Annotated in this window: 9 protein-coding genes; 1 reads left to right on the top strand and 8 read right to left on the bottom strand. The window is 40.3% G+C overall.

The window, feature by feature from the left end:
* Positions 1-444 precede the first annotated feature (444 nt).
* Complete coding sequence (locus RMY27_RS30240) at positions 445-594, top strand: hypothetical protein (protein WP_322668522.1); 150 nt, start codon at positions 445-447, stop codon at positions 592-594.
* A 235-nt stretch (positions 595-829) separates the two neighbouring features.
* Here the strand turns inward: RMY27_RS30240 and RMY27_RS30235 are convergent, their stop codons facing one another.
* From RMY27_RS30235 to RMY27_RS30200, 8 genes are all read right to left on the bottom strand, one after another.
* The gene (locus RMY27_RS30235) at positions 830-1,561 is read right to left on the bottom strand and encodes a peptidylprolyl isomerase (RefSeq protein WP_322668521.1); all 732 of its coding nucleotides are present in this window, start codon (positions 1,559-1,561) and stop codon (positions 830-832) included.
* A 183-nt stretch (positions 1,562-1,744) separates the two neighbouring features.
* Positions 1,745-3,268, bottom strand: coding sequence for an HlyD family efflux transporter periplasmic adaptor subunit (locus RMY27_RS30230; protein ID WP_322668520.1), 1,524 nt, complete (start codon positions 3,266-3,268; stop codon positions 1,745-1,747).
* A gap of 72 nt (positions 3,269-3,340) precedes the next feature.
* The gene (locus tag RMY27_RS30225; protein ID WP_322668519.1) at positions 3,341-6,070 is read right to left on the bottom strand and encodes a peptidase domain-containing ABC transporter; all 2,730 of its coding nucleotides are present in this window, start codon (positions 6,068-6,070) and stop codon (positions 3,341-3,343) included.
* Positions 5,964-6,689 carry a helix-turn-helix domain-containing protein gene (locus RMY27_RS30220; RefSeq protein WP_322668518.1) on the bottom strand — a complete coding sequence of 242 codons (726 nt, stop codon included), beginning with the start codon at positions 6,687-6,689 and terminating at the stop codon, positions 5,964-5,966. Before RMY27_RS30220 ends, RMY27_RS30225 begins: the two co-directional genes overlap by 107 nt.
* Positions 6,690-7,117: 428 nt before the next feature.
* Positions 7,118-8,281 carry a hybrid sensor histidine kinase/response regulator gene (locus RMY27_RS30215; RefSeq protein WP_322668517.1) on the bottom strand — a complete coding sequence of 388 codons (1,164 nt, stop codon included), beginning with the start codon at positions 8,279-8,281 and terminating at the stop codon, positions 7,118-7,120.
* Between the two features lie 124 nt (positions 8,282-8,405).
* Positions 8,406-8,852: a response regulator gene (locus tag RMY27_RS30210; RefSeq protein ID WP_322668516.1), complete on the bottom strand. Its 447-nt coding sequence runs from the start codon at positions 8,850-8,852 to the stop codon at positions 8,406-8,408.
* On the bottom strand, positions 8,797-11,103 hold the full coding sequence (locus tag RMY27_RS30205) for an ATP-binding protein (RefSeq protein ID WP_322668515.1): 2,307 nt from the start codon (positions 11,101-11,103) through the stop codon (positions 8,797-8,799). The genes RMY27_RS30210 and RMY27_RS30205 overlap by 56 nt, the downstream gene beginning before the upstream one ends.
* A gap of 379 nt (positions 11,104-11,482) precedes the next feature.
* Complete coding sequence (locus RMY27_RS30200) at positions 11,483-13,051, bottom strand: dolichyl-phosphate-mannose--protein mannosyltransferase (protein WP_322668514.1); 1,569 nt, start codon at positions 13,049-13,051, stop codon at positions 11,483-11,485.
* Positions 13,052-13,100 lie beyond the last annotated feature (49 nt).

Below are 13,100 nucleotides of genomic sequence, written 5' to 3'. Positions count from 1 at the left end.
TAAATTACCAAGTTTGCTTCTCCCCATTATATGCAGCTTCATTTTTAATTGGTATTAGCAGATAGCATGAGGTCTGCCCCTACCGCCAGAATGAAATAACCCTAATTTTTTTCATTCAGTTCAAGAGGCTTCTTGAACTGATTTTTTATTGGTTTTTCTAATTTGTATTAATAAAGTAAGCAATGAAAAAGAAAAAAGGTCGTAAATGTTTTATATATGTCATCAAATATAAAGCTATTGGTCTAAATAGATATAAAAGTTTTATTCTACAAACACTCGTACAGTTAATTTCATAATTAAAAAAACATATAACTAGATTATTTTTGTCATGTTTTTAATTGAAAAAACTTGAAATAAGAGATTAAATAAAATATTATGGTAATATGAGAAGACAATTAAAAGTCTAATCTTAACGAAACAACTTTAATTAGGAGAAAATTCAAAATGACTACAATCACAATTATAGACATAAATGAGCAGAGTTTTATGACCGAAGTCGATACTAACGACCTGAATGAAATTCATGGTGGTGGCCCAGTTAGAGATTGGCTCCATGAAAAAGTTGATCAGATATGTGACTTCTTGGGTTTGTAAGGTTTAAGAAAGCTATAATATCTGAACATTTACTAGCTAAATGACACTTTAAATCAAGCATATATCTGAATATTTATGAAAATAATTATTTAAATGTATGCTTGATTTTTAAATACATTGTCATATTCAAATATGACAGAGTAACAATTTACTAGAGTTTAGAGTAACTGCGGTTAGTCTAAACTCCAGAATTTAATTTCTGGATCAAAATCTAGGTTGTTTTGATGCCTTAATCTTAGTTTAGGATAACTTCAATTTGATTATTTTTTTGCTTCAGCCATGCAGAAAACAAATCTAAGATAATTTTAGAGCGCAGCTTTTTATCCAATTCTGCTTGAATAATTTCCTCCACTAAAATCAGGTGCGCCCCTTTAGAAGTAATAATGGGTTTAAGAAGCTGCGGCGGCTTTGCTGCAAAAACAGCAGCAGAAATCTCCGGCGTCAAATCTTGGCGACGCACTATCCCCCGATATCCCCCTTTTCGGCGTAACTCTGTATCCTGGATATATTTGTGAGCAATTTCATAGAAACTCATCTCATCTTCCCGAATGGCATAGAAAAGTTCCAGTGCCAAGTCTTCATCATCTAAGATAACCTCATACATCACTACGCTGGTATAATTCAATTGGTTTTCAAAAAAGTATGGTTCAACTTTATCGGCAAATAAATGAGCAGCTAACTTTCTAGAAATGACGGTGTTGTAGATAATTTCTTCAAATTCTTCTACAGATAGACCATGTTTTTCCAGCCATGCCCAGGTATCATTAGCACTATTGAGTTTGTTAACTAGCCGCAATTGGTCTGCTATTTTCTGAAGTTCCTCAGTCTCTACTTTGATGCTAGCCTCAGCTACGGCAGCTGCAATAATCTTACGGGTAATAATCTCTTCAATTATTTCAGGAATTTTGCTAGATAGCTTGACTTGCTCAAGAATGTCTTCATTGGTAATAGTGATAGTTAGTGACATAATGTTTTTCCTAAGTAGATAGACGACATTAAACATGAAATCACCGCCCCTTCCTAACCCTCTCCTACAAGGAAAAGGAAGAGGAAAAAATTTGTTAGATCAGAGAGGCTTTTTCTCCCTCTTATCTTGTAGGTAAATCAGCAAAGGGGTTAAATTTAGAAATGCATAGGTACCGCGAATCGCCTACAATTTCACCCCTCCCTGCTGCAACTGCTTAAATGGATCAAGCAGAAAATCGATAATCCGACGCTGGCGTACAATTACCTCTGCCGTTGCCGTATCCCCAGGATGCAAGGCAATACACTTATTAGCTGAGGGAATACAATTTTGTCTTAGGGCAATTTCCAAATCATAAGCTGCTACCTTTCCATTAGGTGTATCCACTTCTATGGTAGTAGGAGAAATTTCTAACAATTCTCCTTCTACTATTCCATAATCCTGAAACGGATAAGCATCAAATTTTAGCTTTACTGGCAATCCTCTTCGTAAAGAACCACTCTCAGTTGTTGCCATTTGCGCCCGAATTATTAAAGGCGAACCTTGGGGTGCAATCTCCGCAATCATTGCTCCTGGCTGCACTACAGACCCAGCCCTTTGTATCGGTAACTGAAACACTCTACCATTGACAGTAGCTCTTAACTCTCGTTGTCCTAACTGAAATTTTAACGAGACAATCTGACTCTTACTTTGAGCAATTTCTGCCTGAAGCGTAGTAATTTCTGTTTCTAAATTCTTCTGTTGTTCCTCGATTTTTAGCACAGCTAGCTTGCCGGAACGAGTTAAGGTCTGATAACTTCTTTCTTGTTCTTTTAGTCGCAACTGTGCCTGCTCAATATCTGCATTTGCTTGCCGAATAGTCCGCTCATAACTACTCTGTTGTTCTACCAAACGTAGTTTAGCTTGCTGAATATCTGACTGATTTTGTTCAAATAACTGTTGCTTGTCTTTAGCTATATCTTGCTTTTGCACAACATTGATTTCTGGAACAACTCCTGACTGCCAAAGACTCCGATAGCGTTCAACTTCCCGCTCGGTACTTGCTAAACTACTGTTTACTAACTTATTAGCTGTTTGACTATGCTCAAGAGTTTGCCGTGCTTGATTGACTTGAGCTAATTTTTCGTCTTTTTGTAAATTGTATGAATTCCTAAGAGCATTTATATTCTGTCGTACTTGGTCAATTTGAGCCTGTTTTTCTAACTGTTGAGATTGGTTCTGTTGCTGTTGAGTTGTCAAAGATACAACTAACTGGCTTTTAGATGAATTCAACTGAGAAAGTCGATTTAATTGTCCTTCTAATTTATCCTGTGCCTGTCGTAATTCTGCCTTAACTAATTCCGATTCCAACACCAATAAAGTCTGCCCAGCTTTAACTAAATTACCTTCCTTTACCCGAATTTCGGCAACAGTACCGGCCACAGCAGCATCCAGTCTAACCGTCTTTCCCTTTGGCTCAAGTCGCCCTCTTGCCGTACCTGTTTCATCCACTTTAGATAGCATTGCCCAAGGTAAAATGATCGACACAAACACCACCAAAAAATACAGCAATCCTCTTGTCCAAACTTGGGGCAAGCTATCAAGTAAATCTTTGGTTGCATAAGACCAATCATCAGTTAATATGGCTGGTGTTTGCTCTCTGAAAATTTCCTTGCCCTGTTCTACCTCATAGATTTGGGTTTTAACTCTTCCATTTAATGTGTTTGGCATGATTTTTCCTGATGTCAATTTTGGATTTTGGGAGTGGGGAGACAACGAAAGCTTCCTGCTTATCTTCTTTTTTCACCCCGCAACATCCATCTGCTGATGATTGAGATAAAAATAATGTCCCCGCTTGGCCATTAACTCTTGGTGAGTTCCACTCTCAATCAACACGCCGCGATCCAGCACTAAAATCAAATCTGCATTCCGCACTGTTGAAAGGCGATGGGCAATTACTAAGGTGGTTCTACCTTTGAGAATTGTGTTTAAATTCGTCTGAATAATCCTTTCTGACTCTGCATCTAGATGGGAAGTCGCTTCATCCAAAATCAACAGCTTGGGATTGCCTAATAACGCTTTAGCGATCGCAATTCTTTGTCGCTGTCCTCCAGACAACATCCCCCCTCCTTCACCAATTTGGGTTTCATAACCCATAGGCAACTTTTTAATAAACTCATCAGCACCCGCCAATCGTGCCGCCTCAATAATCTCTGCTAAAGTTGCCCCAGGATGTGCCAAGCTAATATTTTCCCGAATCGTTCCGCCAAACAAAAAGGTATCTTGATCAACTACCCCAACTTGTTCGCGTAGAGAACGCAACGAAATACTGGTGATATCATGCTCATCAATCAAGACTTTGCCATCTGTGGCAGGATATAACCCCAAAACCAGCTTAGAAATTGTAGTTTTACCCGAACCACTCCGTCCCACCAAGGCAACCATTTGCCCACTTTGTACTTCAAAACTGAGATTTTCCAAAACATTAATATCGCTTTCGGGGTGATAGCGAAATGTCACGTTTTCAAAGCGAATGTTACCTTGAATGGGCGGTAAAGATTGCCGTGCCTGATGCTGCAAATCCTCTTCTGGTTCTGCATCTAACACATCATTAATCCGTTCCACCGCAATCACCACCTCTTGCAATTGATTCCACAAAACTGTTAATCGTTGGAAGGGTCTAATAATATTTCCCAGCAGCATATTAAATGCTACCAATTGCCCAATGGTTAACTCGTTGTGAATCACTTGGTATGCCCCAAACCACAGCAAGATAGTAGTTACCACTGCTTCAATTGTGTTGCTGAATATTTGCAGGCGATTGCTGATAATTTGCCCAGAAAAGTTAGTTTTTACTTCTTTACTTAATAACTCTTCCCAATGCCAACGCACTGTCTGTTCTACTGCTGTGGATTTAACTGTTCGTACGCCAGAAAGTGCTTCAATCAAATAGCTGCTTTCATTAGCAACAGCATTAAATATTTCCCTAGAAATCCTTTGTAAAAAAGGTGTGGCAATCAATGCCAGCAGCAAAAAAGGCGGTATAATCACCAATACCAGCAACGCCATTTTCCAGCTGTACCAAAACATCAATCCTAAATAGATAAAGACAGTGACTAAATCCAGCAGGATGGACAACGCCTCACCGGAAAGGAAGCGTTGAATTTTACGGTTTTCCTGTACACGAGAGATAATATCCCCCACATAACGGGACTCAAAGTAACTCAAGGGTAGCCGCAGGGTATGGCGAATAAATCCTACAATCAGTGCTAGATCGAGCTTATTCGCCGTGTGGTCTAATAGATATTGCCGCAACCCTGTCATCGCCACACGGAATAAACTAAAAATCAGTAACCCTAACCCCACTGCCGTTAAGGTTAGTTCAGAACGCTGCACCACTACGCGGTCTAAAATTAGCTGGGTAAATAAGGGAGTAACAAGTCCAAAAATCTGGATAAATAAGGAAGCGACAAACACTTCCAGCATCACTAAAGAGTGAGGCTTCATTAATTCAAAGAATTGCCAAAAAGGAGTAGAAGTCTCTTTGGTATCCTTGAGCATGGCCGTCGGTTGCAGCAGCAATGTGTAACCAGTCCAGTTGGCTTTAAATTCGGCGTGGCTGAGGGTGCGTTGACCAATAGCGGGGTCGGCTACAATGACGTGTTTGGGCGTAATTTCGTAGACAACGATGTAATGCTTGCCCTCCCAGTGAGCGATCGCAGGCAATTTTTGCTTAGCTAATTGGTCAAGACTGGCTTTCACTGGTCGCGTGGAAAACCCAATACTTTCCGCCGCCGCCGATAACCCTCGCAGCGACGAGCCATTGCGGTCAACATTGGCGATATCGCGCAGGCGATTTACACTAAAGTTTTTCCCCCAATAGCGAGACACCATTACTAAACAAGCTGCACCACAATCCGATCCACTCTGTTGGGCAAAAAATGGATAGCGCCGAATCACACGCTGTAATAAATGCCCTACTTGCTGCGTGGAGTTGGGGAAATAGGCTTTGCTAATCTTTTTCTCGCGCGGCTTTATTGCTGGCGTTGACAAAATCGTTGTTTCATGAATCTGTTTGGAGCCAGATGGGAGTACTGGGGTATTATCCGAGTCCATCTGTTGGGGATTACGAGATAGCGCCTTAGCCCACAAATGCTTCCGAATTTGGGGATATTTAGCCATCAATGGCCATAGCACTTCACCCGGAACAAAGCATAGTTGTAAGTTGACTGAAGCTCTAGCAGCGTAGGCTTTAAAGTCTCCCTCCTTAAACAAGGTAAATTCCCCAAATGAGTCACCTGCCTCTAAAGTGGCGATTAACTCATCGGCGCTATCTAGCAACCTGACCTTACCAGCGATCGCAATATAGATTCCTGGTTGGACATCAGTGCCTTGCCAGAATTTGCCAACTTTCGGGTTGATAAATTTAACTTGTTGAAGATAGTGTTGAAATTCCTCTGTCGAAAGAGAATGCCCCAGAATTTTGTTGAACTGTTGTAGAGTTACTAACTGAGCAGATATATCTTGCGCCATGAATGTCTACATCTTTTCCTAATTTTGCAAAGTTAATAGGTAAAAATTCGGAATTATCAGGAATAACTGCCGATTTCAGGTCACTAATCAAAATTTTGGAACCTTGAGTTTGTTCAGTGCTGTTTTGTTGAGAATTGCTAGGTTTTGGTACTGTGGATAATCCCATCTGTTTGAGCAGTCGCTTGATATGGCGATCGCTCACCTCAATCCCAAATTCTTTTGCTAGATGTTTCCCTAACCAGTTTGTTGTCCACCGACGAAAAGAATAGCCATGATCGCGGGGACTACTTTTAATCAGTTCTTTCAAACGTTCTAAATACTCGTCATTGACTGCCTTCGGGCGACCAATGGGGCAATCTTGCCATTGGTGCGCCATCCCTGTCCGGGCTATGTGCATCCAATGCCTTGCTGTTGCTGGACAACACCCCAAAATTTGACAAATTTCTGTTTGGGATTTTCCCTCATCTGCCAACAACATGATTTCAATACGTTGTCGGTAAGATTCAGGTAAAATTTCTTCCAAACTTCCTAACAGTAATTTCCGCTGAAATGATGTTAAATACTTACTGTTAGTTAGATTTATGTATCTTGTTTCAATTTTCGTTTGACAGTCAGACATACACGTATAGTTAACTAGATTTGTGGACACACAAATGTCTTATGAACGATGCATAATTTGGCAATATCTCTATAAGTAGAGATATTGCTAAAGCTAATTTTTTCTTGCAGATGTAATACTTATTACGATTTGTTTTTTATTTTATGCAAAAAATAAATTAGTTAAGTAATATGTTTGTTTTTTAAATCTTCCTTTTGTAACAATAGATTAAGCTACAAACTCAATTTATAAATTACGAAAATAGTCACTAAATTTTAGTAACCTTTTTGTAAAGATAAATTTCTGGCGAGCAGAGAAAAAATATTTATAACAGAGTCGCCATTATCACAGATGAAAATTCGTTTGGGAGAGCACATGCGTAAGGGCACAATATATTTGTGCCCCAAGAGTGAACTGTATTCTTCAGATATGAAAATTACTGTAACCGCTTAAACTTTTAGTAAAGGAAGGGTGACGGTAAAGGTTGTACCGACTCCAACTTGACTATTGACTACAATCTCGCCTCCATGTGCATCAACACACTTTTTGGCGATCGCTAGCCCCAAGCCTGTACCAGGTATGTTTCCCACATTGTCTGCACGTCGGAAAGGCTGAAACAGTCGTTTTTGGTTTTCTTGAGGAATGCCAATTCCCCAGTCTTGAACTCTGAAAATTACCGCTTTTTCCTGACCAATTAGTTCAAAGCGTACTATGCCGCCTGGTAGTGAATACTTAATAGCATTACTAAGTAAATTGCCCAAAATGTGCCGCAGTAAGCTTTCATCCCATAAAGCGTCATCTAATTGCCCAAAACTGGCGAATACCAAAGTCAGCTGCTTATCATTTGCAATCAATCGAACTTCATCGACCATTTGGCGGCAAAAAGCTTCTAAATCTAAGCAGATGACTTCAAAACCCATGTTACCAGAATCAGCTTTACCGATGAATGTAACTTCATCCAATAGCTTTGCCATGTTTTTAATTGCCGACCGAATCATTTTCAAATGATTCTGTTTTTTCTCTTTGGTTAATCTTTCATCCTGATTTTGTAGCAATCCAGCAGCCAAAAGAATAGTATTTAGCGGATTGCGGATGTCATGGGAGAGCATTGAGACAAATTCAGATTTGAACTGGTTGAGTTCATTGGCTTTTACTAGTTCCGCAGTTCGTTCTTCAACCCTAGTTTGTAAAGTTTCATTGACCGTGCGTAATGATTCTAAAACCTGCTTGCGCTCGATCGCATAACGCAAAGAGCGAACCAACACATCTACATTTACCTGGCGCTTGACTAGATAATCTTGTGCCCCCTGACGCACTGCTTCAATTGCTAGTTCTTCGTCATTTGTATTGGTTAAGACAACAATCGGTGTACTTGGCGCTTGATCGATTAGAGGAGGTAGAGATGACAATCCTTGACTGTCAGGTAGAGTTAAATCTAATAAAATAACATCATAATTACATTGACTTAATTCCTGAAGTGCTTCCCCCAATCGCATCACATGAACCAGAGTAAACTCTTGCGATTGCGCTTGTGTTAGAAACTCTTGTAACAACCTAGCAGAAGCTAGGTTATCCTCAATTAACAAGATTTTTACTGAGTAGCTCACAACCATAATCTTCGGGTTTCACCCCCTATTGCTCCTCTATCTTGATAGTGCTGAGTGCTGAGTGCTGAGTTAGGAGTTAGGAGTTAGGAGTTAGGAGTTAGGAGTTATTATTCTCCCCGTGCCCCTTGCCTCACTCTGATGGTAGTGTCACAGTACCTAGCCAAAAATCTTCAATACTCTTGACGATTTGAAATAATTGGTTGAGGTTGCGGGATTTAGTGATATAGCAATTTACGTGCAAATTGTAGCTGTGAAAAATGTCATCCTCATTTTTAGAGGTTGTTAGCACAACAACTGGAATACGTTTTAGTACTGGGTCGGCTTTTATTTCCGCCAGCACTTCTCGACCGTCTTTTTTAGGCAAGTTCAAATCTAGCAAAATGAGGTCAGGGCGTGCTGCATCAGCATATTCACCTTCTTGGCGTAAATAAGCCATAGCATCTATGCCATCCCTGACCGTTACCACTTGGTAGGGCACTGAACTATTTTTCAATGCCTCTTGGATTAAGCGAATATCAGCTTTATTGTCCTCTACCAAAAAGATGGTTTTGTGTTTTTCTTCCGTTTCTACGCTCAAGTTCGCGTCCTCCAACTGGAATCGTAAAGTAGAAGGTTGCGCCTTCACCTAGTTCTGACTCTACCCAGATCCGCCCCCGGTGACATTCGACAATCTTCTTACATATGGCTAAACCCATACCTGTACCAGTATATTCATCCCGCGTATGTAAGCGCTGAAAAATGACGAAAATGCGCTCGCTAAATTTTTGGTCAAAGCCAATACCATTATCTCGAACTGAGAACAGCCATGCATCTTCTATTCTTTCTGCTCCCACATGAATTTGTGGCGGCTCGTCACTATGGAACTTAATGGCGTTACCGATGAGGTTCTGGAATAGCTGCATCATTTGGGTGCTGTCAGCTATTACAGTTGGTAAGGGATCGTGGGTGATAGTAGCCCCAGTTTCATTAATACGTTGACGTAAATTTCCCAAACCGCGATTTAAGGCTTTCTCTACCTCGGTCATTTGAAATGCGATCGCCTGCATATCCACTTTTGAGTATGCCAGCACGTCATCAATTAACGTCTGCATCAGGCTAACTCCCTGTACAGCGTAGCTGATAAACTCCTGAGCATCTTCGTCAAGTTCTTCGCTATAGCGCATTTCCAGCAGCTGCACGTAATTCACAACTTGATTGAGTGGTTCTTGCAAGTCATGGGAGGCGACGTAGGCAAACTTTTTCAGTTCGGCGTTAGAACGTTCTAAATCTTGCGCTAACTGGGCTAGTTCATCGGCTTGACGCAACACAATATTGACAATTGCTTTCCGCAGTTCTAAAGCTGCTTTAACTTCTACATCTTTCCAAGGTAAAGATGTTAAGCGAACCGTTTCTTTCCACAATTCAAATGATTTGCGGGGACACAGACGAACATTTCCTTCTGACTGGTTAACTTCAAAAGCCTTATTAGGATCACCACCCCAATTTACAGTTTGAATTACTTCCGGTCGGAACCACAAAACATAATTTCGCTTGGCGATGGGAATCGCTAACAAACCACTGGCGACATTTTTAAAACTTTCGGCATCTGGATAAATCTGCGGTAAAGAATCTGTAGAGAAAACTTCTTCTTCAACATTATTCTTCAGCCATTGGACTAAAAAATTCAGGTCTTCTTCTCTAGGGGTTTCACCAACTACTGTGCAATTTCCCCCAAAACAAACGGCTGCACCTTGAGCGCTGGCCAAATCTAAAAGATGCTGTGGGTTTTTAACTAAACCATCAATGAAGTTTTCTTCTTGAGACATGTATTCAATCAAGACTGATTGAAGATGTGTCAGATTTATCCGGTGATAGTAATCTTCTGTCTCTTCTCTTGCTGAGATTTCTGCAAATATTACTCGCCCCAAGAATTCGCAAGCTTTACGTAATTCGTAGGAAACATATTTCGGGGATTGATGATGACAAGCAATTAGTCCCCAAAGTTTTTGGTCTTTAATTAAAGAGATGGTAAGCGAAGCACCAACACCCATATTATGCAAGTACTCCGTGTGACAGGAAGCAGCACTTCTGAGAATAGAGTTGGTTAAATTAATCGGGCGATCGCTAATGGGATTATTTACAGGAAGAAGCTTGACTGGCTGAGAATAAGCATCTGGGATGATTCTGATCGAATTGGCAGCAAATAATTTTCTCGCTGGTTTGGGAATATCTGATTCTGGATAATGCAGCCCTAAGTATGGTTCTAGGCTTTCTAGTTTTTCTTCAGCGACAACGGAACCATGCCCATCATCATCGAATTTATATAGCATTACCCTGTCAAATTCCGTTATTTTCCGAACTTCTTGAACGATAACTTGACAAAAGTCACGGAGATTTGCTGTTTTTTCTAATTGATTAATAGATGCTCTAGCTAGATGATAAAAGCTTAAAAATGGAATATTTTCTTGAGTAAGAGCAGGTTCTAACTCCAGAATTAAAAATCCTTCTGTATTGCGGTGAAATATTGCATCAAATACTATGTAATCATCACCTTTTTTTCGCACCCAGACTTTGGTAGGATTGATGAAATCAAGATTTTCGCCAGATAGTCCTGTTTTAATTCTCTCTATTTGGAATGGGTCGAGTAAATCTTCTAGTTTTTTGTGTAACATATTTTCGGGAGCAATTCCGAAAATTTTTAATGTATTAGTGCTAACTTGTAATATTTTTAGCTCAGGCTCCTCTAAAACTAACAGGACACCATGAGGCTGAATTTGGCTAGAAATATGAATCGGTGCCTCTTTCAAGCTAATTAAATTAATACCTGGCAATTGTAAGTTCATTTCCATGACGATCCTCCTGTGTTGTCCGGGAGCATCAAAACTAGAGTATCTATAATAATGCAGAATGATGAATGTCAAAAATTTTATAATTTACATTCATCATTTTTACTTAGTATCTAATTTCCCATGCCCTGGTGTTGCGTTTTGCAGCCTTAGTTGCATTTGCTTGCACTTTGAAAAGTCTAACAGTCGCTAAAGTTACATAGCGATAAGAAATGTAAAAAACATGTGATTAAACAATTCTATATATGTGTAGCTATGTTAAGAACAGAATTCAGGAGCCAGGTAGTCGCCGAGCCTGTCCTGAGCGCAGTCGTTGGTGCAGCCTCTCTACCAGAGGGGGCCCCACCTTCCCCTTTACCCCGACAAATGCCAAGAAGTCTAATCAAATCCAAGAGTTGAACCACATTCGCAGCTTGTAACCGTCAGGGGAGAGGGGTAAACCTAAATAAATGGGCATCCAGAAAATAAAAGCAGCCAGAATGATAAAAGTAATGGTGACACCTAGCGCCCGGAGTTGTTGATAATAGCTGCAAAGACAGCGATCGACAAACCAAGCGATCGCTAAAAATACAAATACGACTGCACATATATAGTGGTAGATAAAAACGCACCTTGTCACTTTCACCCAAGGTAATAAGTTAGCAGCATAATTTATGACTAAATACAAAGCAATCCAAGTATCAACACTAAGAGTTGCAGGCATAGAAAAACGCTTTTCTTTCACCCAAAGAATTACAGGTTGTGATATCAGCATTCCTACTAAAAACAACATGGCGGCGACACCAAACCACCACAAAAATGGATTGCCCATTGCATGGACATCATAAATAACTTGTCCAGCACCCGCAGGCAAAGGCGGGCCCATTACAGGTAAGGGTTCGGTGATACTTCCAGCCGTTTGATAATAATATGCCATTGGCCGAGTCATCAAAGGCCATTTATACCAAGCAGCACAGTAAGGATGTACGTTAGGACTATTGCCACCTAGCTGTAAATGAAACTTCAAAATTTGCTGATGTACTGCAATAAATCCATAAGTTTTATCTAGTTGAAGGTGAGGAATCCAGATGATGCTGTAGATAAAAGCTGGGATGATTCCTAGATAAAACAGTATGTGAAAAATATTTAGCTGAGTTAAATTTTGTAGTGGTGTCTGAGATGAGGGGGATAAGGGGGATGAGGGAGAATAAGTACTAACCCCTGACTCCTGCCTCCTAACTTCTAACTCTTGACTCCTGCCTCCTGACTCTTGTCTGCTGCCTCCTGCCTCCTTCAATGAAGAAGGTGCAAAAAAGAGTTTGGAGTTAAGAGAAGAATGTATCAAATGAATTACCCAAGCTGCTATCCAAATGAGATAAGCACCTGACAGGAACCATAAACCATTCCACTTAGTACCGACTGAGGCGCCAAAACCAATGCCAGCAAAAATTAACCAAAAAGAACGTCGCCGATTTTGGTTATCTAATGCCAATAAGAAAAACCAGTGCCCTAATAAACCAAAAATGACAATATAAATATTACTTAAAGCATACCGAGACTCAACTAGAAAAATACCATCACAAGCTGTGAATAATCCTGCAAGTATTGCAAAGATACGACGATAACTTAACTGATAAGCGATCGCAGCCACAACTACAGGAATAAAAGAGCCAGTAAGGGCATTGAACCAACGATAAGTCCAAGGCGATCGCAAAGAACCTGTCAGTCCATTTACTGAATCGTGCCAAAAAGGAATGTGGCTGCCAATCCAAATGCCGATGCCAATCATATATTGACTCAGCGGCGGATGAGCATTAAAAAATGGTGTATGCGTGAGATAGTTATTACCGAATTTGGCAAAGTAAACTTCATCAAATACCAGAGTGTTGAATCGCCCCAGTCCCCAAAACCTCAAGGCGAGTGAGAAAAGAAATACACTCGCCATCCCAATTCGGAACCACTTTTTAGTCATTTGTCATTTGTCATTTGTCATTGGGCATTGATCAATAACCAATAAATAG

This window comes from Nostoc sp. DedQUE09 (assembly GCF_034530915.1).
Taxonomy (GTDB): Bacteria; Cyanobacteriota; Cyanobacteriia; order Cyanobacteriales; family Nostocaceae; genus Nostoc.
The sequence above is the reverse complement of the archived record's forward strand: the minus strand, read 5'-3'. Positions and strand labels throughout refer to the sequence as shown.

What these genes read in the sequence shown, in the direction of transcription:
- RMY27_RS30200 (WP_322668514.1), bottom strand. Translation starts at nt 13,051, where the DNA reads ATGACTAAAAAGTGGTTCCGAATTGGGATGGCGAGTGTATTTCTTTTC.
- RMY27_RS30215 (WP_322668517.1), bottom strand. Translation starts at nt 8,281, where the DNA reads ATGGTTGTGAGCTACTCAGTAAAAATCTTGTTAATTGAGGATAACCTA.
- RMY27_RS30205 (WP_322668515.1), bottom strand. Translation starts at nt 11,103, where the DNA reads ATGGAAATGAACTTACAATTGCCAGGTATTAATTTAATTAGCTTGAAA.
- RMY27_RS30240 (WP_322668522.1), top strand. Translation starts at nt 445, where the DNA reads ATGACTACAATCACAATTATAGACATAAATGAGCAGAGTTTTATGACC.
- RMY27_RS30235 (WP_322668521.1), bottom strand. Translation starts at nt 1,561, where the DNA reads ATGTCACTAACTATCACTATTACCAATGAAGACATTCTTGAGCAAGTC.
- RMY27_RS30220 (WP_322668518.1), bottom strand. Translation starts at nt 6,689, where the DNA reads ATGTCTGACTGTCAAACGAAAATTGAAACAAGATACATAAATCTAACT.
- RMY27_RS30230 (WP_322668520.1), bottom strand. Translation starts at nt 3,268, where the DNA reads ATGCCAAACACATTAAATGGAAGAGTTAAAACCCAAATCTATGAGGTA.
- RMY27_RS30225 (WP_322668519.1), bottom strand. Translation starts at nt 6,070, where the DNA reads ATGGCGCAAGATATATCTGCTCAGTTAGTAACTCTACAACAGTTCAAC.